Annotated in this window: 22 protein-coding genes, 1 tRNA gene and 2 riboswitches; of the genes, 13 read left to right on the top strand and 10 right to left on the bottom strand. The window is 51.8% G+C overall.

The genetic code is table 11. The features are described from left to right. Window positions 1–13 precede the first annotated feature (13 nt). On the bottom strand, window positions 14–871 hold the full coding sequence (locus tag NST43_RS31920) for a carbon-nitrogen hydrolase family protein (RefSeq protein WP_339221494.1): 858 nt from the start codon (window positions 869–871) through the stop codon (window positions 14–16). Between the two features lie 354 nt (window positions 872–1,225). Between NST43_RS31920 and NST43_RS31915 the strand changes: the two genes are divergently transcribed. The 3 genes from NST43_RS31915 to NST43_RS31905 all read left to right on the top strand — a co-directional run bounded on the left by NST43_RS31915 (window position 1,226) and on the right by NST43_RS31905 (window position 4,827). Continuing rightward, window positions 1,226–3,301: a PBP1A family penicillin-binding protein gene (locus NST43_RS31915; protein WP_339221492.1), complete on the top strand. Its 2,076-nt coding sequence runs from the start codon at window positions 1,226–1,228 to the stop codon at window positions 3,299–3,301. After that, window positions 3,268–4,077, top strand: coding sequence for a DNA-3-methyladenine glycosylase (locus NST43_RS31910; protein ID WP_339221491.1), 810 nt, complete (start codon window positions 3,268–3,270; stop codon window positions 4,075–4,077). Before NST43_RS31915 ends, NST43_RS31910 begins: the two co-directional genes overlap by 34 nt. A gap of 267 nt (window positions 4,078–4,344) precedes the next feature. Next, window positions 4,345–4,827 carry a regulator gene (locus NST43_RS31905; RefSeq protein ID WP_209994778.1) on the top strand — a complete coding sequence of 161 codons (483 nt, stop codon included), beginning with the start codon at window positions 4,345–4,347 and terminating at the stop codon, window positions 4,825–4,827. A gap of 107 nt (window positions 4,828–4,934) precedes the next feature. On the opposite strand, the gene NST43_RS31900 is transcribed toward NST43_RS31905, so the two are convergent. Further along, window positions 4,935–5,441 carry a YwhD family protein gene (locus tag NST43_RS31900; protein ID WP_339221490.1) on the bottom strand — a complete coding sequence of 169 codons (507 nt, stop codon included), beginning with the start codon at window positions 5,439–5,441 and terminating at the stop codon, window positions 4,935–4,937. A gap of 104 nt (window positions 5,442–5,545) precedes the next feature. On the opposite strand from NST43_RS31900, the gene NST43_RS31895 reads away from it, so the two are divergent. The 6 genes from NST43_RS31895 (at window position 5,546) to NST43_RS31870 (ending at window position 11,424) form a co-directional block, all read left to right on the top strand. After that, complete coding sequence (locus NST43_RS31895) at window positions 5,546–7,561, top strand: M1 family aminopeptidase (RefSeq protein WP_209994816.1); 2,016 nt, start codon at window positions 5,546–5,548, stop codon at window positions 7,559–7,561. A 45-nt stretch (window positions 7,562–7,606) separates the two neighbouring features. Further along, a complete protein-coding gene (locus tag NST43_RS31890; protein WP_339221489.1) occupies window positions 7,607–8,404 on the top strand; it encodes a hypothetical protein in 798 nt (265 codons plus the stop codon). A 214-nt stretch (window positions 8,405–8,618) separates the two neighbouring features. Continuing rightward, window positions 8,619–8,757, top strand: a riboswitch (cyclic di-AMP (ydaO/yuaA leader). 57 nt (window positions 8,758–8,814) lie between these two features. Next, window positions 8,815–9,243, top strand: coding sequence for an NlpC/P60 family protein (locus NST43_RS31885; RefSeq protein ID WP_209994822.1), 429 nt, complete (start codon window positions 8,815–8,817; stop codon window positions 9,241–9,243). A gap of 397 nt (window positions 9,244–9,640) precedes the next feature. Next, window positions 9,641–9,784: riboswitch (cyclic di-AMP (ydaO/yuaA leader) on the top strand. Window positions 9,785–9,788: 4 nt separating this feature from the next. Continuing rightward, window positions 9,789–10,280, top strand: a complete 492-nt coding sequence (locus tag NST43_RS31880) for a C40 family peptidase (protein WP_339221488.1) — start codon at window positions 9,789–9,791, stop codon at window positions 10,278–10,280. Window positions 10,281–10,454: 174 nt separating this feature from the next. Next, a complete protein-coding gene (locus NST43_RS31875; RefSeq protein ID WP_209994813.1) occupies window positions 10,455–10,940 on the top strand; it encodes a GNAT family protein in 486 nt (161 codons plus the stop codon). A gap of 127 nt (window positions 10,941–11,067) precedes the next feature. Further along, complete coding sequence (locus NST43_RS31870) at window positions 11,068–11,424, top strand: c-type cytochrome (RefSeq protein WP_209994821.1); 357 nt, start codon at window positions 11,068–11,070, stop codon at window positions 11,422–11,424. A gap of 128 nt (window positions 11,425–11,552) precedes the next feature. Here the strand turns inward: NST43_RS31870 and NST43_RS31865 are convergent, their stop codons facing one another. Together NST43_RS31865 and NST43_RS31860 are read right to left on the bottom strand one after the other, a co-directional pair. Next, entirely contained in the window at window positions 11,553–11,828 is a 276-nt protein-coding gene (locus NST43_RS31865; RefSeq protein WP_209994812.1) for a 4a-hydroxytetrahydrobiopterin dehydratase, read from the bottom strand. 180 nt (window positions 11,829–12,008) lie between these two features. Then, window positions 12,009–12,302, bottom strand: coding sequence for a hypothetical protein (locus NST43_RS31860; protein ID WP_209994811.1), 294 nt, complete (start codon window positions 12,300–12,302; stop codon window positions 12,009–12,011). A 203-nt stretch (window positions 12,303–12,505) separates the two neighbouring features. On the opposite strand from NST43_RS31860, the gene motA reads away from it, so the two are divergent. Next, window positions 12,506–13,306: a flagellar motor stator protein MotA gene (motA, locus tag NST43_RS31855; protein ID WP_209994810.1), complete on the top strand. Its 801-nt coding sequence runs from the start codon at window positions 12,506–12,508 to the stop codon at window positions 13,304–13,306. Then, window positions 13,290–14,111, top strand: coding sequence for a flagellar motor protein MotB (gene motB / locus NST43_RS31850; protein ID WP_339221486.1), 822 nt, complete (start codon window positions 13,290–13,292; stop codon window positions 14,109–14,111). The genes motA and motB overlap by 17 nt, the downstream gene beginning before the upstream one ends. An 86-nt stretch (window positions 14,112–14,197) precedes the next feature. Here motB and NST43_RS31845 read toward each other — a convergent pair whose 3' ends face one another. Then, window positions 14,198–14,899, bottom strand: coding sequence for a pseudouridine synthase (locus tag NST43_RS31845; RefSeq protein ID WP_339221485.1), 702 nt, complete (start codon window positions 14,897–14,899; stop codon window positions 14,198–14,200). Further along, a complete protein-coding gene (locus tag NST43_RS31840; protein WP_339221483.1) occupies window positions 14,886–17,216 on the bottom strand; it encodes an ATP-binding protein in 2,331 nt (776 codons plus the stop codon). The genes NST43_RS31845 and NST43_RS31840 overlap by 14 nt, the downstream gene beginning before the upstream one ends. Window positions 17,217–17,522: 306 nt before the next feature. Here NST43_RS31840 and tadA point away from each other — a divergent pair, with 306 nt between their 5' ends. Together tadA and NST43_RS31830 are read left to right on the top strand one after the other, a co-directional pair. Further along, window positions 17,523–18,026 carry a tRNA adenosine(34) deaminase TadA gene (gene tadA / locus NST43_RS31835; protein ID WP_339221482.1) on the top strand — a complete coding sequence of 168 codons (504 nt, stop codon included), beginning with the start codon at window positions 17,523–17,525 and terminating at the stop codon, window positions 18,024–18,026. Window positions 18,027–18,068: 42 nt separating this feature from the next. Next, window positions 18,069–18,644 (top strand): GNAT family protein, encoded by a 576-nt coding sequence (locus NST43_RS31830; RefSeq protein WP_209994820.1) that lies wholly within the window; start codon window positions 18,069–18,071, stop codon window positions 18,642–18,644. A 74-nt stretch (window positions 18,645–18,718) separates the two neighbouring features. On the opposite strand, the gene NST43_RS31825 is transcribed toward NST43_RS31830, so the two are convergent. The 4 genes from NST43_RS31825 to NST43_RS31810 all read right to left on the bottom strand — a co-directional run bounded on the left by NST43_RS31825 (window position 18,719) and on the right by NST43_RS31810 (window position 20,667). Next, window positions 18,719–19,813: a DUF6612 family protein gene (locus NST43_RS31825; protein WP_173141060.1), complete on the bottom strand. Its 1,095-nt coding sequence runs from the start codon at window positions 19,811–19,813 to the stop codon at window positions 18,719–18,721. A gap of 104 nt (window positions 19,814–19,917) precedes the next feature. Then, the gene (locus NST43_RS31820) at window positions 19,918–20,070 is read right to left on the bottom strand and encodes a small acid-soluble spore protein P (protein WP_339221480.1); all 153 of its coding nucleotides are present in this window, start codon (window positions 20,068–20,070) and stop codon (window positions 19,918–19,920) included. 12 nt (window positions 20,071–20,082) lie between these two features. Beyond that, a complete protein-coding gene (locus NST43_RS31815; protein WP_209994805.1) occupies window positions 20,083–20,424 on the bottom strand; it encodes a hypothetical protein in 342 nt (113 codons plus the stop codon). Window positions 20,425–20,578: 154 nt separating this feature from the next. Beyond that, window positions 20,579–20,667 (bottom strand) — tRNA-Ser (locus NST43_RS31810). Window positions 20,668–20,721: the final 54 nt, after the last annotated feature.

Below are 20,721 nucleotides of genomic sequence, written 5' to 3'. Positions count from 1 at the left end.
CCCCCTTACGTCCTTATGTCCAGTCAGTGTACAAATCGGTGCGGCGGTCACGCCAAGTGGTTACAGACCCGTGTTCCCGGACGCGGTACAGCAGCTCCAGATCCAGATCGGCGGTGATGATCATATCGTTGTTGATTTCCCCTTCGGCCAGCAGACCCTGGGGAGGGAACGGAATGTCATTAGGTGTAATTACCGCTGCCTGGCCGAAGTTAGCCCGCATCAGGTCAACGGTAGGCAAGGAGCCTACGGTTCCGGTCAGCACCACATAGACTTGATTCTCGATAGCCCTGGCGTGGCTCGTATATCGTACCCGGTGGAAGCCGTGGCGGTCATCCGTGCAGGACGGGCAGAAGATCACATCCGCCCCTTTGGCCCGGGCCATGCGCACAATCTCCGGGAATTCAATGTCGTAGCAAGTCAGCATGGCAATGGTTCCATGCTCTGTCTGAAATACCTGAAGCTCCTCACCCGCCCCCATATTCCAGCCCTCTACTTCAGCAGGGGTAATATGCAGCTTGGCCTGCTCGGCAATTCTTCCGTCCGGGTAAAAAAGATGGGCTACATTATACAGCTTGCCGCTGCGGCGCAGGACATGGGTCCCCCCAATAATATGTACTGCATACTTCTTGGCGTACCCGGAGAACATCTCCCGGTAACGGTCTGTGAACTGGGGCAGATCCTCTATCCCCAGCGCTTCCCCGTCATCGCCTCCGATCGACATCAGCTGTGTCGTAAGGAATTCGGGGAAGAGAATAAATTCAGCGCCGTACTCTCCGGCTGTCTTAATATAGTGCTCGCACTCAGCGGCAAACTCCTCGAAGGAGGAGATGGTATGCAGATGATATTGTACAGCAGATACGCGAAAAGCCATGGCGGCAGTCCTCCCGGGCATGATAGTTACATGCATTTTCATAAGTATCTAAAATTTTACCATAACGGATCACAAGTGGAAACGGCTTTACCGTCCTTTTCAAAGACGGTACCGTTTCAGCGAGAAATAGAAGGATATTTTATCGTGTGAAACAAATAAATTCTTATATTTTAAAATCACACATGGCCCAGCGGGCGCATACTCCCCTTTTCTCCGCCTGGTTCGACAGCTTCCGCTTTCTCTGCAAATCGTGAATATCTCTGCTCTTCCTTTCCCATAATGAGGAATACAAGCAGCGGCAGCCCGCATGGTGCCAGCCTGTGTTACTGCTTGAATTCGAAGGAGCCTGATACCATGACGCGCGATTCTGCTACACCTAAAGTCCGCAAACGCCGCTTACGCCTGCTCTTTCGGCTGCTGGTTGTCTGCGTTCTACTGTTCCTGCTGGCAGCCGGGGCTCTGCTTGGATATCTATATCAGAAACCGCTCCCCCCGCTCGGGGATGATGTCCGCTCCAGACTGCTCGACGCCCGGGGCAATGTGATGACCACCTTCACTACAGATGGCCGCAGCCGCGAGCCTGTTGAGCTGAACCGGATCTCCCCGCTGCTCATCAAGGCCACGCTGGCTGTGGAGGACCGGAAATTCTATAATCATATCGGCTTTGATCTGAAAGGCATGGGGAGAGCCGTACTCGCCAATCTGGAGACGGGCAGACGCACACAAGGGGCCAGCACTCTAACCCAGCAGCTCGCGCGCAATCTGTACCTCACCCATGAGAAGACCTGGACCCGCAAGGCCAAGGAAGCGTTATACACCCTGCAGTTGGAGATGAAGTACACCAAGGATGAAATCCTGAATATGTATTTAAATGAAATCTACTACGGGCATGGCGCTTATGGAATTGAAGCTGCCGCCCGGATGTATTTCGGCAAAGCTGCCGCAGATCTGGATCTGGCGGAGAGCGCCCTGCTGGCCGGAGTGCCCAAGGGACCCACCTATTATTCTCCTTATAATCATCTGGACAGCGCCTTGAAGCGTCAAGGCATCATCCTGGCCGCCATGGTCGACACGGGGGATATTACGGAATCGCAGGCACAGGAGGCCGCTAAGGAGCAGCTGAAGCTGAGCCCGCAGGGTCAAAAGGATACCACGGTGGCTGCACCCTATTTCCGCGATTATGTGCGCAGCCTTGTGATCGACAGCCTGCATATCAGCAGTGACGAGCTGGACCGGGGCGGCCTAAATGTCTATACGACGCTTGACCCGGATATGCAGCAGGCTGCGGAAAAGGCGGTGGATCAGGGCATGGACCACAGCAGCGAGCTGGAGACGGCTCTGGTCTCCGTTGATCCCCGCACAGGCTATGTGAAGGCTATGGTCGGGGGCACAAATTACCGGACCAGCTCCTTCAACCATGCGCTGGCGAAGACGCGCCAGCCCGGCTCTTCCTTTAAGCCGATTATGTATTTGGCGGCACTGTCGACCAAGGAAATGACCGGTTTGTCCGTCTTCAACAGCCAGCCGACGCTGTTCCACTATGACAATAACCGCAAGACGTACCAGCCCCGGAATTTCGGGGATAAATATCTGGGAGAGATTAATATGCGGCAGGCCATTGCCGCATCTGACAATATCTATGCCGTGAATACCATTATGAAGATTGGGGCGGATAAGGTGGCTGCTATGGCTGCCGCCATGGGGATTAACAGCCCGCTGCAGAGTGTTCCTTCTCTGGCGCTCGGAACCTCGCCTGTCAGCCCGCTGGAGATGACCGCAGCCTTCGCAGTGATTGCCAATGGCGGAGTGAAGCAGCCGGTCACTGCGGTCCTAAAGATCACGGATGCGGGCGGACATCTTCTATATGAAGCTCCGCAGCCTGAGGGGCAGCCCGTGGTCGAGCCGGCAGCGGCTTACGTGTTAACCCGGCTGATGGAGGGTGTCTTCGAGAGCGGAGGCACCGGGAACCGGGTGGCCTCGATGATCAAGCGGCCGGTAGCCGGCAAGACCGGCACTACAGATACCGACGGATGGATGGTAGGCTTCACGCCTGAGCTTTCAACCGCCGTATGGGTCGGTTACGATAAGGGCCGGGATATTGCAACCGCCGACGGCAGACGGGCAGCGCCGATCTTCGCCGGATTCACGGAAAAGGCGCTGGAGAATGTGCCGCCGAAGATTTTCCCCATTCCCGATGGCGTAGTCAGCGTATATATCGATCCGCTGTCCGGCATGCTGGCTACAGCAGACTGTCCCGAGAAAAAGCTGGAGACCTTCATCAGCGGCACGGAGCCTACCGAATATTGTGACAAGCATAGCTCCGGCTCCGGTGAGCCCGGTGCTTCACCAAGCACCACTCCTGGTCCTGCCGATCCGGCCAAAGAAGAGCATTCACTATGGAACAATATCAAGCGCTGGTGGATGAACTAACCTGGGATTGCCGCTCCCCGCTGTCTGCGTTACGATGGGGAGACCGGCAGAGGCGTACGCCCGCCTTACTCCGCCGCAGGAAGGTGTGTCATCCATTCATGAAGCTGAATCACTCTGCTGGCCTTGAGCCGCAAGCGCCGTTGCTGCTGCAGCCTGAGCTCTACAAGCTCGCGGCGGTTGAAGCAGCGCCGCGCCTTCTGGGCCAGCATCTGGTCCGCCGTACAGAAGACGGGGACATCCGCTGCCGCATTGTGGAGACAGAGAGCTACGGAGGCGCCGAGGATAAAGGCAGCCATGCTTATGGCGGCCGCCGGACCGCCCGTACGGAGGTCATGTTCAGCGCCGGAGGCGCCGTGTATATATACCTGATTTACGGCATGTACCACTGCCTGAATGTGGTAACTGCCGCAGAGGACGAGCCGCATGCCGTTCTGATCCGGGCAGTAGAGCCGCTTACGGAGAAAGATGCCGAGCTTATGGCGGCATATAGGGGAGTTGCCGTCAGGAAGCCCGCGGACCTCTCCGGCGGGCCGGGCAAGCTGTGCCGGGCGCTGCGGATTGACAAGAGTCTTAACAACTCCAGGTTCGATCTTCCAGATGGTCTACTAAGCATTGAGCAGGGAGAAGACCCTGAGTCCCTGGATATTGTCGAGGCCCCGCGCATTAATATTCCTTATGCGGGAGACTATGCCGAGCGCCCTTGGCGCTTCTATCTTCAGGGCAATCCTTATGTCTCGGCCATCGATCCGCAGGCACAGCCCCACAGGCTCCTCTGAAGGAGGGTTACACTGTTTCGGCCGCGGTAATTTGGGTATTAATAAGAGAACCCTAATCAGCCTCTCCCTTGGAACTTCCCACTTGGAGAGGTTTTTCTCATCCTATTAACCTCTATCCCCTCAAACGTCATAAAATGATAAAACTTCCTATAAAATGACAATAAAATCCCTTATTTGTATACGCTTACCCCGTTCTCTTAACTTACAATTACTGTTATAATCATAGATATCTACAAAAAATATAAAGATGTAAATGAGGGACATGGGATGAAAGATACAGGCATGATCCGGAGCCTAGACAGCCTCGGAAGAATTGTGGTTCCCGTAGAAATCCGCATGACACGTAATATTGACATTGGGGATCCTATCGAATTTTTTATACTGGATGAGGATATTATCGTCCTCCGAAAGTACACCTCCACAGAATGCACCTTTTGCAGAAGTCTTGATCATGTGATCTACTATAAGGATCAGTTCATTTGCAATACCTGTCTGAAGGAGCTTAGTGACCCCGAACGCGGATCAGAACCCATCCATGCCTCCCCAAGTTCAGCAGAAGAACATCCCGAGCCTGCCCGCGGGGGACGGAGAAGCAAGACCGAAGAAATGAGTCTGCGTCTGGAGAAAGCAATTGAAGATCATCCCTATGCCAATCAAAAGGAGCTTGCCGAGGTTCTCGGCATCAGCCAAGCCAGAGTCAGCCAGCTCAAGCGCAAGCTGAACGCTCCCGGCAGAACAGCCCCGCAGTAACCATTATCCATTCATCCCTGCACAGACATCAGATAAGGCTTGGCCCATTTGGGGCCAAGCCTTAATTTTTTGAAATATAAACGTACCCCTTGTTCAAATACAAAGTATTATTCCGACAACGCGGCCTTCAGCTCTTCAGGCGAGGCGGCCCACCACTCTTCATTGTGGGCCATCAGCAGCGATTTCAGCGCTGCCCGCTCGGCACTTCCAAGTCCCTCCAGCATAAGCTTCCGCTTCAAAGCCGCATCCAGCTTATTGACATGATCCGCGAGAATCTTCCAGCCGCGGCGCGCTTCGGTATCAATCCACATCTCACAGGCGGTAATCCCGCCGTAGAACTGCCCCTCCGGGGTACGGTCAACAGCCACCCATACGACCCATACCTGTCTTCCCGTCGGAACATCCTCACGGTTCATGGAGAATTTGATTCCCTTCTCTACTTTGCTCTTGGCATGCATGGCACCGATATCGATAACGGCGATCCCCTGGTCAATAATGACAGGCGATACATTGTTCAGATCAATCGAGCCTGCACCGAAGCCTTTATGTTTGGCTCTGGCGTTCACAATATTCAAGGCAATTTGTTTTTTGCCCTCCGGTTGTACGTTATCCACATGTGCACATCCTTTCCATTCACTAATTATTTAATTTTAGCTAATAATGCGGCGATTGCAAACATATACATCCCGTAGATGCTTGTCACGGGAGGAATCATAGTATGAAGCCACATTCATTAAGGTATACCCTCATCTTCGCAGTCCTGGCTGTCCTCACCTTGCTTGGAGGCGGAATATGGTTTCTGTCAGGGCATAGCCCTGCCGCATGGACTGCCTCTGTTCCAAAAGAGGCCAAGTCCCCCGCCATTATCCCCCGGCAGCAGCCCGTGCAGTCCGATCTTTCAGATATGATCTACACATCGGAGACAGAGGCTTTAAGTCAGCGCGTGGTTGAATATCACATGGATGTGGAGCTCCTGCCCGATAAGGAGACACTGGTCGCCTCCGAGACGCTGACCTGGACCCATCCGGGCGCAAAGCCGGTCCAGGAGCTCTACTTTCATCTGTATCCCAATGCATTCGCATCGGCCAACACCACCTTCATGAAAGAGTCTGGCGGTACGCTTCGCGGTGACACCATGCCTGCAGGAGGTTACGGGAGCATTACGCTGACAGATTTGCGGACCTCCGAGGGCGTTTCGCTGATGCAGCGCACTCAATATGTGCAACCGGACGACGGCAATATCAATGACAGAACACTGCTCAAGGTCCATCTGCCGCAGCCGGTGAACGGCGGTGAGAGCATTACGGTAAGGCTTAAATTCGAGGTCAAGCTGCCCAAAATTTTCGCCCGGATGGGAACCGCTGACGACTTCGTGATGGCCGGACAGTGGTTTCCGAAGCTTAGCGTCTATGAGCCTGCCGGCAGAAGAGGACTCAAGGAAGAAGGCTGGAACCTGCATCAATACCACGGCAACTCCGAGTTCTACAGTGATTTTGGGATCTACAATGTATCGATTTCTGTCCCACCCGAGTATAAGGTCGCCGCAACCGGGTTTCCAGTGAGGGACGCCAAGGTTGTAAAAGGACGTAAGATCTATCAGTTCTATGCAGATGACGTCCACGACTTCGCCTGGGCGGCATCGCCTGAGTTCGTGGTTGCCGAGAAGGCCTTCTCCGCGCCGCAGGTGCCCGGGGTGAAGATTAAGCTCTATCTGGACCCGCTGCACAAACATCTCCAGGAGCGCTATTTCCAGGCCGCTGAGGCTGCCCTGACGGCATTCAGCAAATGGTACGGCCCTTACCCGTACTCCACCTTATCCATTGTTGTCCCGCCGGAGTCAGGCAATGGAGCCGGGGGAATGGAGTATCCGACGCTAATTACCGCCTTCGGCGCCACGGACACTTCACCGGACACTTCCCTTGAGCGCACAATCATCCACGAGATCGGGCACCAATATTTCTACGGTCTGGTGGCCAGCAATGAATTCGAAGAAGCCTGGCTCGATGAGAGCTTCACCTCGTATGCCGAAGACCGGCTGATGGAACAGGAATACGGCGTTGCCTCAAGCCTCCCGCTGCAGTCCAGCCTGGTCTCCTCCTCACAGCCGCTTAAGCTGGAGACCTGGAAATACAGCGGCGATGATGCCTACACGCGCAATGTGTATATCCGGGGCAAGCTGGTGCTGAAGGATATCGAGCGCATAGCAGGAACCAAGAATATGGACGCCATCCTCGACGCCTATGCCCGCAAATACCGCTTCAAGCATCCGTCCACTGCCGACTTCCAGAAGGTTGTGGAGAAAGTGACCAAGCAATCCTGGCAGACTTATTTTGAGCGGTATGTCTACGGTGGGGGGGCACCCGATTTCGCAGTTGATGATATCAGGCTCACGGTCAATCGAGATGGCAGCGACGGCGGGGGGAGCCGCTATAACGCTGTAGTCGATGTAAGCAATAAGGGCAGCCTGTACCCTGATGTTCCTGTGAAATTCACCTTCGCAGACGGGTACACCGTGCAGCAATACTGGAATGGCGAGGGTCAGGCTACCTCCTTTGAGTTAGCGTATAAAGCGCCGCTGGTCTCCGCAGAGATCGATCCGGGACATTCCATTCTGCTGGAGAGCAGGCATCTTAATAATTTCAGAATGGCGGAGCTTGAGCCGCGCACACTCTCCCGCTGGACGCTTAGCGCATCTACTCTGCTTGAAACCCTGCTCGGAACTCTTGTCTGGTGAGGTGAAGGAATGGTGAAAAGTTCAATAACCCGCGGTTGGATCAGCATGAAAGAGCAGTTCTATATATTGATTCTGCTATTTATCTACCGGCTGTTCTGGGGATATTTCCTGTACAAATTTATTAAAAGCGCGGTTGTTCCCGTCCTGCTGCGCTATCCGGATGCGAATGCCGGCGGCAGCGGGATAGGCAGACTGCTGTATTATATCGAAGGGCAGACTGCCCTGCGCACCGACCCCGCCGTCCAGCACTGGCTGTGGCTGCTGCTGGCGCTGACGGTGCTCCGGCTGCTGCTGACCCCCTTTATCCGCGCAGGACTGCTGCATGAGCTTCACCAGGAACACGCCGGGGCGCGGGGACTGTTCTTTTTTCCCGGAATGAAAAAGTATGGGCTGCCTGTACTGCTGTTCAGCCTCGCAGAATGGGCGCTAACCCTCCTGCCGCTCTACTGGCTGCTTCCGCGTATGTACCGTCATCTGCTCAGCGGTGTTCTCGATGTCCCGCTCCTGCTGAAGCTGGTGCCTTATGTGCTGGGCTGGCTGCTCTATCTCTTCCTTATACGCAAGCTTCTGCTCTATATGCAATTCGGCTATACCGCCGGTACCGGCATGTTCTCTTCGATGCTGATCTGCCTGAAGGTGCTGCTGCCTTCCATTGGGATATCCATCATACTGGGGGCGGGAAGCCTAGCGGTGCTCCTCCTCTGCAGTGCTTCTGCGCTGCTGTACCCGGGGCTGCCGGCCCTTATGCTCCGCCAGGCAGCTCCGCTGCCCTCCACGCTGTTCAATATGTGGGGAATCGCTGCCCAGTACCACCTCTGGTCCAGTAAATCATTTCCACAATAATAAGCTGTCAAAACGGCATACTAAAAAGAGTCACAGCCCCTCAAGCAGGGAGCAGGACTCTTTTTTTCTTGAAGCGAAGGACAAAAGCATTTGCAAAACGGTAAAACCTCTGATACAATGATGCCTGTACTACTAGTAACAAAGTTGTAATCTTTCAAACAGAATTTACCGTAACCATTGAAAATTAACTAATTGCCGATAAGTCACTGTTCTGGTGCACATAACGCCGAATTCCCTGCACCGGGAAGTGGGGGAACCATATTTTGGGTGAATTGATCTCGCTTTAGAGGGGTCATAGGGGAACCTTCTACCGAATCCTTAAGCTAACCTCGCAGGCCCTGGAAGGAGTACATCTTTTGATTATTCAGAACTTCAAGAAAAAATGCACCGCAGCAGCGCTGGGTCTTGTGATGGTATTCACACTCGGAGCAGGCAGTGCCTTCGCAGATTCCAAGATGGATACTGTGATTTCAAAAACCATTGGAACGTCATATAAAACCGGGGGCACTAACACCAACGGCTTCGATTGTTCCGGATTCACCAAGTACGTATTCAAGAATGTTGGGCTTACCTTGCCCCGTACCTCCAAAGCACAATACAAAGTAGGAACCACTGTATCCAAGAGCAATTTGCGTTCAGGTGATCTCGTGTTCTTCAATACCCTGGGCAATGGAGTATCCCATGTCGGTATTTATGTTGGAAACGGGAAGTTTGCACAGTCCTCGAGTTCACGTGGTGTAACCATCAGTTCGATGAGCCAGTCCTACTGGGCCAACCGCTACGTTGGTGCCAAACGAGTAATGAGCACAACAGCCTACCAAGCTGTCGCTTACGATTGAACCTTAGAACCCTTGAAGCATACCCCGAATATTTCTGCCTCTAACAACTAAATGTAACTTATACGAGCCCGGGATGATTATTGCCGTAATCATTTCCGGGTTTTTCCTTTTCCTTATTCTACCTTTTACACCGAATCCGCAGCCTTGAAACAGCATTTTCCTGCAAAAACAAAGAAAAAAATCATATAAAATAGCCCCGGCGCATAGATATGAGTCTTTCGGAAGGTCTATAACTCTAAAAAACAGCAAAAAAGATGCATTAATATGTTATAAGTGATTGCCAAGCGACTTAGTCTTTGCTACAATTATCGCAGTGAGCTTTTAGTAACATTTTTGTAATTATTGAATCGCTTTTAATATAGGTTTTGTCATGTATTGAATGAACAGCTAATCCTAATCAACAGTTATGCCGAGTTCCCTAATGAGTTTAGGGAAACGGGGGAACCACTTTGGGTGAATTGACCTCCTATTCTAAGAGGGGTCATAGGGGACCTTCAACCGAACCCTTAAGCTAACCTCGTAGGCATTGGAAGGGGTACTTACTTTTGAAGAAGAAGCTAGCAGCCGCAGTACTAAGCTTGTCCATTATCTTCACCATCGGAGCAGGAAGCGCTTTCGCGGATTCCAAAATGGATAAAGTGATCGACAAAACCATCGGAACCAAATACGTGTCCGGCGGTACATCGACTAACGGGTTTGATTGCTCCGGATTTACAATGTTTGTTTTTGATAAGATCGGCATTAACCTGCCCCATCAATCCGGCTCCCAGTATGAGATGGGTTCTGCCGTGTCCCGCGACGAGATGAGACCAGGCGATCTTGTATTCTTTAATACAAACGGTAAAGGCGTGTCCCATGTCGGTATTTATGTCGGTGACGGCGATTTCGCTCATGCCTCTTCCTCACGTGGTGTAACCATCAGTTCGCTGAATGACAGCTATTACGTCAACCGCTACGTTGGCGCCAAACGGATCATGAGTACAGATGCCTACAAGACTGTAGCTTCGGATTCCCAAGACAACGACGATGTACAATAAACCTTTGTAACCTACGCTCTTTTCCGAGATTTTTGCCGAAATCTTGGAGAAGGGCTTTTTTTGTCTATAAAATTACTTACCCTGCTCTATATTTGTAAAACACCCATTCCGCCTTTTCATAAAATATATATAATATAGTAAAAAGCATTGTCCCGGAAAGGAGGCCGCCCGCTTATGATTAGCTCCCCGCTAACCTTTTATGTTGTACCTATGGAACCGCAGCATGCCGCTGAGATCTGTGAGTGGAGCTACAAACCTCCGTATAATATTTACGGGTGGATGTCCTGGGAGCAGATGCAGGCGCTGGGCGTAGAGTTCGGAGACCCGCAGCTGCGAAGTAGGCAATATGTATCTGTAGTGAACGGACAGGGGGATCTGTGCGGCTTCGCCCAGCTCTTTCCGATGGAGGGGGTAGTCCGGCTTGGTGTCGGAATGCGGCCCGATCTGTGCGGTCATGGAATGGGGCATCTGTTCATGAAGGCTATTGTGCAGGCAGCACGGGCCCGTTACCCGGAGCGCGAGATCGATCTGGAGGTGCTGACCTGGAATCAGCGCGCCATCCGCGCCTACCAGAAATGCGGTTTCACCATAACGGATACCTATGAACGCCGCACTCCGACCGGCAATAAGCCTTTTTACTGCATGGTCTATGAGGAATAACACCGGGGACGGAGGTATTTTCAAAAAAATGGATCATATGTGTTCATTTTTTTGACACAAATACTATGATAACGCTTCACCATCCGCTATAATGGAGACAGCAGCTTACATGGAGGGACGGATGCAGATGCAGAAATGGATCATGAGCGGTTTGTTTTTTGCCGCCTGTGCCTTTGCAGTAATCTTAATGTTTACCTTGCCCGGCAAATCCCAGGTGGCAGAACAGAACAAACCGACCATGCCGGAGGTTGTGCTTGATGCTGCGAGCGCAGAGGCGACAGTGAAGGCCAACTGTATCTCCTGCCACGGTGACCAGCTTCAGGGCGGTGCAGGACCTAGCCTGCAACAGGAGGGTGCATCGCATGACGCGCCGCAGATCTACAGCATAGTCACCAAGGGACGCGGCCAGATGCCTTCCTTCAAAGATAGGCTGGCCCCTGAAGAGATTGCGAATGTAGCCTTATGGCTGGCCGAGAAGAAATAATCCGCAACCTGTACTCACCACGCTCTTCATTCCTATGTATAATGCCCGTGACAAGGATATCGAATAATCCTTGCACGGGCATTTCTATTGATCAGGTATTCCTGTCGTCTTCATAAGGGCCTTGTCCTCTAGCGGTTCTTCTCAAACGCCTCATTAAATTCACGAGCCTGGCGGAGATCGAGCTTCTCTACATCTGCAGCCATCCGCAGCACAACGGTCTTGTAATCAATGGTGATATGCGGGTGATGGTCAAAGGCCTCCGAAATGGCAGCCACCTCATCCACAAAAGCAATTCCCTTCATATATTCATTGAACATATATTTGCGTACCAGCCTATCCCTCTCCAGCTTCCAGCCCTCAAGCTTGCTGATCTGCTCCTGCAGTTCTTCCTCAGTTAATTGCAATTCGTTTCCTCCCTTGCTAAGTTAAATAAAACATCCCTCAGCTTCTAAAAGTCCAAGGGATGTGCCAGGCCAAAGATTTTTTGATTAAGTGTATTCTGACATCCCGGCAATTAGTACTCCACTTCCAATTTTAACATGGCCGGAAGCCCGGAACAAACCCGCTGCCACAATTCCGCCTGCTTATACAAGAACCACCGAAGCCAGATCCTCATCGCCCAGCAAAATATTAATGCGGTGTGTTTCTTTATCGTACATTACAACTCCGCTGCCCACCTGAATGACCGGCTCATTGCCCAGTGCGTAGAACAGGTCCTCCGCAAGCGCCTCCCAGACCTCCTGCTTCGATTCCTCCGGCAGATTCGCCCACTCTTCAGACTCCATCTCAAAAAAAATGTACCCGTCTGCAATCCGTCCAACGGCTCCTGTCAGTTCAACAAGAATTTCACTATAATCCCTGCCATGCTTAACTCCCACATCAATCACTCCGTTTTCTTCGCTGATGAATAATAACCTACCTTATCTATTATAGCCGAAAAAATCACTTCACAAAAAAGGGAATGATGTCGATAAAGAAGAATATACGTGATTTGGTTACGAACAGAGTGTTCTCCCGCGGTTCAAGGACGAATTACGCGGTTAGTCGATCACTTCTTAATTCTCATGGACGAGGTGCATAAATGGAAATTTCAACAATTCTAGGCCTGGTTTTTGGTCTGATCGCAGTAATCTGGGGGATGATACTCAAGCATGCTCCACTTGCAAGCTTGAACAACCCTGCTGCCTATGTCATTATTTTTCTTGGCACGGCTGCCTCTATCTTCATGGCCTTTCCGATGTCGGAAGTCAAGAATTTCCCTAAGCTGTTAAAGATTCTATTTGTGAAGAAAAAGATGGTCGGCAAGCCTGAACTGATTACAATGTTCATGGAATGGGCATCCATCACCCGCCGCGAAGGGCTCCTGGCGTTGGAATCCAATGTCGATGAAATTGAAGATAACTTCCTGAGAAACGGCATGCGGATGATTATTGACGGCAACGATCAGGAGTTCGTCCGTGATGTATTAATGGAAGATATACATGCTACTGAAGACAGACATAAAGCCGGGGCCTTGATTTTCTCCCAGGCCGGAATGTACGCACCTACACTAGGGGTACTCGGGGCTGTTATCGGGCTGATCGCCGCCTTGGGTGATATGAGCAACATGGACATCCTGGCCCACGCAATTGCCGGAGCGTTCATTGCGACCCTGCTCGGGATATTCACCGGTTATGTTATGTGGCATCCTATGGCCAACAAGCTGAAGCGGATATCCAAACGCGAGATTGAAGTCCGCCTGATGATGGTGGAGGGTCTGCTCTCCATTCAGTCCGGGGTGTCTACCATTGCCATTAACCAAAAGCTGTCTGTCTTCCTGACTCCGACCGAGCGTGCCAAGCTGAGCGAGAAGGAGGGGGCTTCCAGTGAGCAAAAAGACTAGGCATGAGGAACACGAAGAGCATGCCGATGAATCCTGGCTGCTTCCCTATTCCGATCTGATGACCCTGTTGGTTGCTCTGTTCCTTGTTATGTACGCCATGAGCGCTACGGACGCCGTAAAATTTCAACAAATGGCTGAAGCCTTCAATTCAGCCCTCAGCGGCGGCGGCGGTGTCCTGGAGTACAGGTCGGATTCCCCGACCAGCACCCAGCTTGACCAAGGCAAACAGGATAAAATGAACAATGTGATCGCCAAGAACACCGGAACATCCGATCTGTCCAAGCTCCGGGCCAAGGAGCAGGAGGATCTGGAGAAGCTGAAGAAGCAGTTCGACCAGTACATCAAGAACAACGGCATGACCGATCTGCTTAGCACGAAGCTGAATCAGTCCCAGCTGATGATCACGATTAGTGACAATGCCCTGTTCGCTTCGGGCCAGGCTATGGTGAAGGATGAATCCCGCCAGCTGGCCAAGTCGATCTCAAGCATGCTGCAGCAATTTCCGGATTATGAAGTACTGGTGCAGGGGCATACCGATAATGTTCCGATCTCCAACAGCACGTACTCCTCGAACTGGGATCTTAGCGTAGATCGCGCCCTTGAGTTCATGAAGATTCTGCTGTTGAATCCCAACCTGGACCCGACGAAGTTCAGCCCGACCGGCTCTGGCGAATACCACCCCATCGCTACGAATGCTACTGCTGCCGGACGGGCCAAGAACCGCCGGGTAGAAGTATCTATCCTTCGTAAATATAAGGATGCTGCTACAGAGACCACGGATGTAACTAATGTAACAGCTCCCTGAATAGAAACCAATAAGAGCTGCTCCGATAGACCCCGGTGGGGGCCGTTCGAAGCAGCTCTTTTTTATGGGTATGGTCATGTATAGTCTTAGTGCAGCTGATAATTCAGCATAGCCCCCAGCTCTTGCTTCTCCTCCCGGGACAGCTCCCGCCATTCTCCGGTCTTCATCTCGCCAAGGCGGATATTCATTACGCGGATGCGCTGCAGCCGCCGCACTTCATAACCGAAGGCACTGCACATGCGGCGGATTTGCCGGTTCTTGCCCTCGGTCAGTACCATACGGAATACCCGCTCACTGATCCGCGTAATCTCACAGGGAAGTGTCTTGCTGCCCAGAATTCTTACCCCGGTAGACATGCCTGTCAGAAAAGAAGGCGTAACGGGTCTATCTACAGTAACCACATATTCCTTCTCATGCTTGCCTTCCGCTCGTAATATTTTATTAACAATATCCCCGTCGTTCGTCAGCAGAATCAATCCCTCTGAATCCTTATCAAGCCGGCCAATAGGGAAAATCCGCTCCTCGTGTCCTATGAAATCGACAATATTGCCTTGAATATGCGCTTCTGTGGTAGAAGTAATGCCCACCGGCTTATGAAGTGCGATATAAACGATCCTGCTGCCCGTCTCAAGCGGCTGGCCGTCAATCAGCACTATATCCCCGGCTTCGGCTTGGCTGCCCAGAGCAGCAGGCTCACCGTTGATGGTGACCCTCCCCGCCTCGACCAGCTTGTCTGCTTCACGGCGTGAACAATATCCTGTCTCGCTGATGAATTTATTGATTCTCATGTTCGTCTTCACTCCGTTCTATATTCATCCCGGCCGGTGGGGCAGGCTCCTTCGCTTCAGGCAGCTTAATGATTACCTGTGCCCCCCGGCCATACTCGCTTCTTATCTCCAAGCTGCCCTTGTGTGCCTGAATGATCCGCTGGCTGACCATCAGGCCCAGCCCGGTTCCGGACTCTTTGTTCGTAAAGAATGGCTCACCCAGCTTGGGCAGCATCTCCTCAGGAACGCCGCCGCCCTCATCCGTGATCACAATAACCACAGAATCATCCTGTTGATGGTGCTCCAAGGTAATTGTTCCCCCGTCCGGCATCGCTTCAATCGCATTTTTGATCACATTGATAAATACCTGCTTCAGCTGATTCTCTTCACAGTGCACCATAGCGGGCACTCCCAGGAAATGTGTTGCGAACTCTATGCCGAACAGGTGGGCCTGGCTATCCAGCAGGGAGATTACATCGCCGACAATATGCCGCAGATCCCTCTGCTGAAAATGAACAGCCTGTGGCTTGGCCAGAATCAGGAACTCACTGACAATCATATTGATCCGGTCCAGCTCCGAGAGCATCAGATCGATATGCAGTGGAACGAGAACCTTCTTCTCCTGCTGCAGCTGCAGGAATCCCCGCAGGGTGGTCAAGGGATTGCGGATCTCATGGGCAACCCCTGCGGCAAGCTGGCCGACGGTGGTCAGCTTCTCTGAGCGTCTTAGCAGCTCCTCGATCCGGTTGCGCTCCGTCATGTCACGGGACACATGTACAACCGACTGCGGCTGCCCTTCCTCATCCCGGATAACCGAGCTGCTGACGCTGACCTCCACCAGGGAGCCGTCACGCTTCAGCCTGACGGTCTCAACAGGCGGCAGTGACACCCCGTCCTTAAGCTGCTGCAATCGTATACTCTCCTGCTGCTGCACGGTGGCTGGAACCAGATAAGGCGGCTTGACCAGGGCATCATCAGCTCCCCATCCATAGAGGTCCTCGAAGGCCCTGTTCGTACTGATAATCCGCCCCTCCATATCCACCGTATGAATGGCATCCGAAGTGCCGTTAATTACCGACTCCAGATGCTCCTTCACCGCACGGTTCTCCTCTAGGGTCTGCCCCAGCCGGTTCGTGTGCTGCAGCAGGTGTGAGGTCATCGCATTGATGCGCTGGGCCAGCTGTCCAAGCTCATCACGGCTGGATACAGTAAGCGGGGGCTCGAACTTGCCCTTGGCCACATCATTGACCTTAGCCAGTATATCCTGAATGGGGCGTGTAACTACACCGGCCAAGACATAGCTGGCCAAGAGAAAGATAATAAGCAGCAGCACCGAGGTGGTGATATTATTGAACAGCTGCTCCCGGATGACCGAAGAGATGGCCTGATAGTCCATGACCACACTGATCACATAATCCGCCGCTTCCGGCCGCTCAATCGGAATGAAGCTTTTGAGCACTCTTTTACCCATTACCTTCGTATCCAGCGTGACCGGCTCACCCTTGTTCAACGCTTCGCGGATGGCCGCCTTATCCTCTGCAACATTTCCGTATGTATATGTGCCGTATTGGATAGGACGGTTTCGCAGCTTGGTATTCTTGGGATCTACGCCGTCTGGCAGCATACTTGTGGCTCCGAATGTCTTCGGATTGATTCCTGTGATCTCCAGAATTCCGGGATTAACAGCTTTGGATTCCCTGATGATCTCATCGGGGCTCATAATTTTGACATAATCGCTTACTGCTGTACTCCGGACAAAAGGATCTATGATATAATTGCGGGTCCCGTCATAATAATAACCCCACTTATCAATATACTCCGGATTGGAGGTTGAGTATTCAAACGGCCCGGACCAGAAATGCTGCAGGGACTGCCCCTGATCGACAGATACCTGCTGGCCTGCAAACAGCTCCAGGAAAGCCACATACCAAAAACCCATCCCCCTGGTCGAAAGCCCAATCTCCGAAGGATCTGATGATCTGGCTACGATGATATCATCCGCAGTCTTGACCAGCAGCGAGATATTTGACACACCCAGCTTGGTGGATAGCGCCTTCAATTGTTCATTATTAATATTCCTGATGTCCGGGTCCAGCTCATAGGACGCCAGAATGGCGGTCAACCGCAGGTTCTGGGCAATTTTATCCTGCACGTAATTCGAGCTGTAGCCGCTCTGCTCTACCGATACGGCAACCTGCTTCGCAGTGATCTTCATGTTGCTTACACTTTCATTACGCAGATTATTCCGGGCAGCATAAAGATTGAGCGTAAGATTAAGCATCAAGATTAAGAGCACCGAGCCAAAAATAATCGCTGATAATTTCGTTTTAATGGACAAGCGTATTGTTCACCTCTTATCCGCTGGTAAATCCTAGCGGGCATTCATAATTATCATACCTTTTGCCCTTCCATTTGAAAAGACCTTTCCCAGCAGCCGGGCGCTGGCAGATATTGAATTATCCAGACAGTTTCTCTACAATAAGTATGAAACCATCCACAGGTTATGCACATATAAACAATATGCCAAACGGCGATGTGTACAAATTTGTGCATAAGTCGGTCGTTATCCACAGAGTTGTCCACAATTTGTTAAGAACGAATATTTGTTCGTTGTACAAGGGGCATAGAAGAAGGGAAGATGCATTTGAATATCAGGGTTGAAGATCTGCCGGCGGAGGAGCGGGCCTTTCATGAACATTGGATGACAGAAGCGATAGGAGAAGCCCGCAAGGCTGAGGCCTTGGGCGAAGTACCGATTGGGGCCGTGGTCGTCCAGGGGGGCCACATTATAGGCCGCGGGTATAATCTGCGCGAGACGACGCTCGATTCCACAGCCCACGCGGAGATGGTGGCGATCCGGGAAGCCAGTACAGCCCTCGGCTCCTGGCGTCTGCTCGACTGTCAGCTCTATGTTACCCTGGAGCCCTGTCCCATGTGTGCAGGGGCTATGGTGCAGTCCAGAGTGCCGCTGACCGTATATGGGACTCCAGACCCCAAGGCCGGCTGTGCAGGAACCTTAATGAACCTGCTGGAGGAATCACGCTTTAATCACCGCACAGAGGTTATTCAGGGCGTACTGCAAGAGGAATGTGCCGAGCTGCTGACCTCCTTCTTCCGAAGACTGCGGCAGAGGCCGGCGAAGCTCTGAACGTCCAAGTCACACTATTTTACTCATAAAGGAGGATACATGATGTCTTACAAGCTGTACAACACCGCACAGGGGATCTATCTCTCGCTGCTGGAGCTTACGGACGCCGAAGAGCTGCTTAACCTCCGTCTGCGCAACCGCACCGCACATCAGCAATTTGAGCCCCTGCGCAGTGAAGATTACTTCACGCTGGAGAGCCAGCGGCAGCTGATTAATCAGCGTATCCTGGATTCACAGCAGGACAGCGCGTATATGTTCGGGATCTATCTGCTCAGCGGCGAGCTGATCGGCCAGATTACGATTTCCAATGTGGTGCGGGGCGTCGGACAATTTGCCGATATCGGCTACTTCATTGATCATGAGATGCAGGGCAAGGGATACACCAGCGCAGCCGTACACCTGATTCTCGGGTACGCCTTCCGCTCTCTTGGGCTTCACCGGGTACAGGCTGCCATCCTGCCCCATAATAATGGCTCCCGCAGAGTGCTGGAGAAGAACGGCTTCCAAGCCGAAGGACTGGCGCGCCGCTTTATCCGAATCAACGGAGAATGGCAGGATCATCGCACCTACGCCATTCTGGCTGAGGATTTTCTCCCAGAGGGACAAGAGTCCCTTTAATCCTTATATTCGCAACAAAACCCCGTATAAGCGGAAATCGCTCATACGGGGTTTTGGCGTGCTGCATTATTGTATTAATAAGTACTTGTACCCATGCCTCCGAATTGCTGCTGCAGCTCTTCCAGAGTAATGACATCATCGCCTTGCGGAATGCCAATCTTGAAGGTCTGCTTCTCATTGATCTTGCTGTACTGGTTGCTTGCATTCATGGATAAGGTGACGTTCTCACCCTTCTCAGGATCATTAACCTTGATGTCCATGAGCATATCCTGGTATACCGGATAGTCATCTTTATTAACCGCAGTGTTCAGGTGGAACTGGTTAATGGTAAGATACTTATTCAGATCAGCCAGGCTCTTATCAAACTCGGCACGTGCCTCGCTGGATTGCAGCTCTTCCTTGGCTTTGGCCAGATCAGCAGGGTCAACCTGCAGCAGATCTTTATATTCATCCTTACTCAGAATATCCATGATCTTAGGCAATGCGTTGTTCACGAGGATCGTAAGCGCCTCTTTGACATTATCATTGGTTACCTGGAACTGAACTACCTGCTTGGCATCTACGCCTTCAGGCAGGCCGGCATCCTTAGGTTTGATATTGTTGAAGTATTTCGCTTCATCATACTCGCCCAGCAGTGTATTCATCACTTCATTCGACAGCTTCTGCACTTTCTGTGCATCCATCTGTGCAGGATTGAATTCCGTTCCCTGCTCTTCGGCCAGCTTCTTCAGATCCACCTCTACGAATTTATTGACAATCGTCTCAGGAATCGGCAAGAACGGAATCGAAGGGACTTTGACGTACAGCTTCTGTCCGGACATAACCATTGGAACCGTGAAGGACATAGCCATATCCCCCTTCAGATTCAGAACCGTTGTAAGCTCTGTCTGCATCGGCTCAGCCTGATAGACTCCATCAATCGTAAGCTCTGCATTCTTAAGCATGCTTAGAATCTGACCCGTCGAAGCGTCAGCCTCATTAGTACCGGTGTCTATCGTCAGATCGTTAATGACCACCTTACTCTTCATTTCGTAAGATTTCATGGCTGTAGCTTTGGCTGCGGCTGAAGTCAAAGCCTCCTTCGGCTCCTCCTTCTTTGCACAACCCGGCAGAATTACTGCAGCCGTAAGCAGCAGTGCAGCAGCGGATAACCCCCATTTTTTGTTCATTATTTTTCTCCTCTCCCATGTAAAAAGTTTCTTTCCCCTCCCTAATGATAAACCATTTGGCAATTATGAGAAACATTTCTCTTCATTTTCATTGTAAAGTGTGTTTAACCCTGCGGATTATTATGGTCCACATGGTTGGCCTGCTTCACCTTTTTAGACCCGGATAACGGCGCAGGACCTGAAGAATGATGCTCCTTCTGGGGTCCCTGGTTGTCCTGCTGTACGCCGGGTACAGGCATGCTCTTGGGTTTGCTCATTTGGTTAGCCTCCTATGGATTGGTTAAGCCCTGAAGGGCTTGGGCGCATTCATGAATCTGTCTCGAATACTGCTGTGCCAACAGCTGAACAGCATCCAGCTGCTCATCCGCATGCACTCCCGCCTGTTCAGCGTCAAGCAAATCTACGGCTACCTCGCGGCTATCCACATAGGTGCAGCGGAAATCCAGAGAATACCCCTGTCGTCCCGCTGCATTGAAATGGATGAGCAGACTGTTCTGGTTAGCCGCGTCCCCCTGTACACTGAAGCTGTCGCCCTTCTCCATCAGTTCCGGCAGACGCTCCTGCCAGGCAGACACCAGACTTTGCTGGTCTACTTGTAATTGTCGGTCCATCTTTATGATCAGCCTCCTTCTCTAATACATTGCGGAGAAAGCCGGCTTTTTATTCCCGCTGGAACAGCTTCTGTGAAAAAGAGGCTTTAACAAACAAAAAAACCGCCCTCCTAAGAGAACGGCTTCTATCTACACTTATTTAAATGTAAAGGAATGGCGGAGAGGATGGGATTCGAACCCATGTGGGCTTGCACCCTAACGGTTTTCAAGACCGCCCCGTTATGACCGCTTCGGTACCTCTCCAATGCATCAAAATTTCACATGCAATAGGAATTATACCACGCCCCACAAATAATA

Source organism: Paenibacillus sp. FSL H8-0332 (assembly GCF_037963835.1).
In the GTDB taxonomy this organism is placed as follows: Bacteria; Bacillota; Bacilli; order Paenibacillales; family Paenibacillaceae; genus Paenibacillus_AQ; species Paenibacillus_AQ rhizoplanae.
The sequence above is the reverse complement of the archived record's forward strand: the minus strand, read 5'-3'. Positions and strand labels throughout refer to the sequence as shown.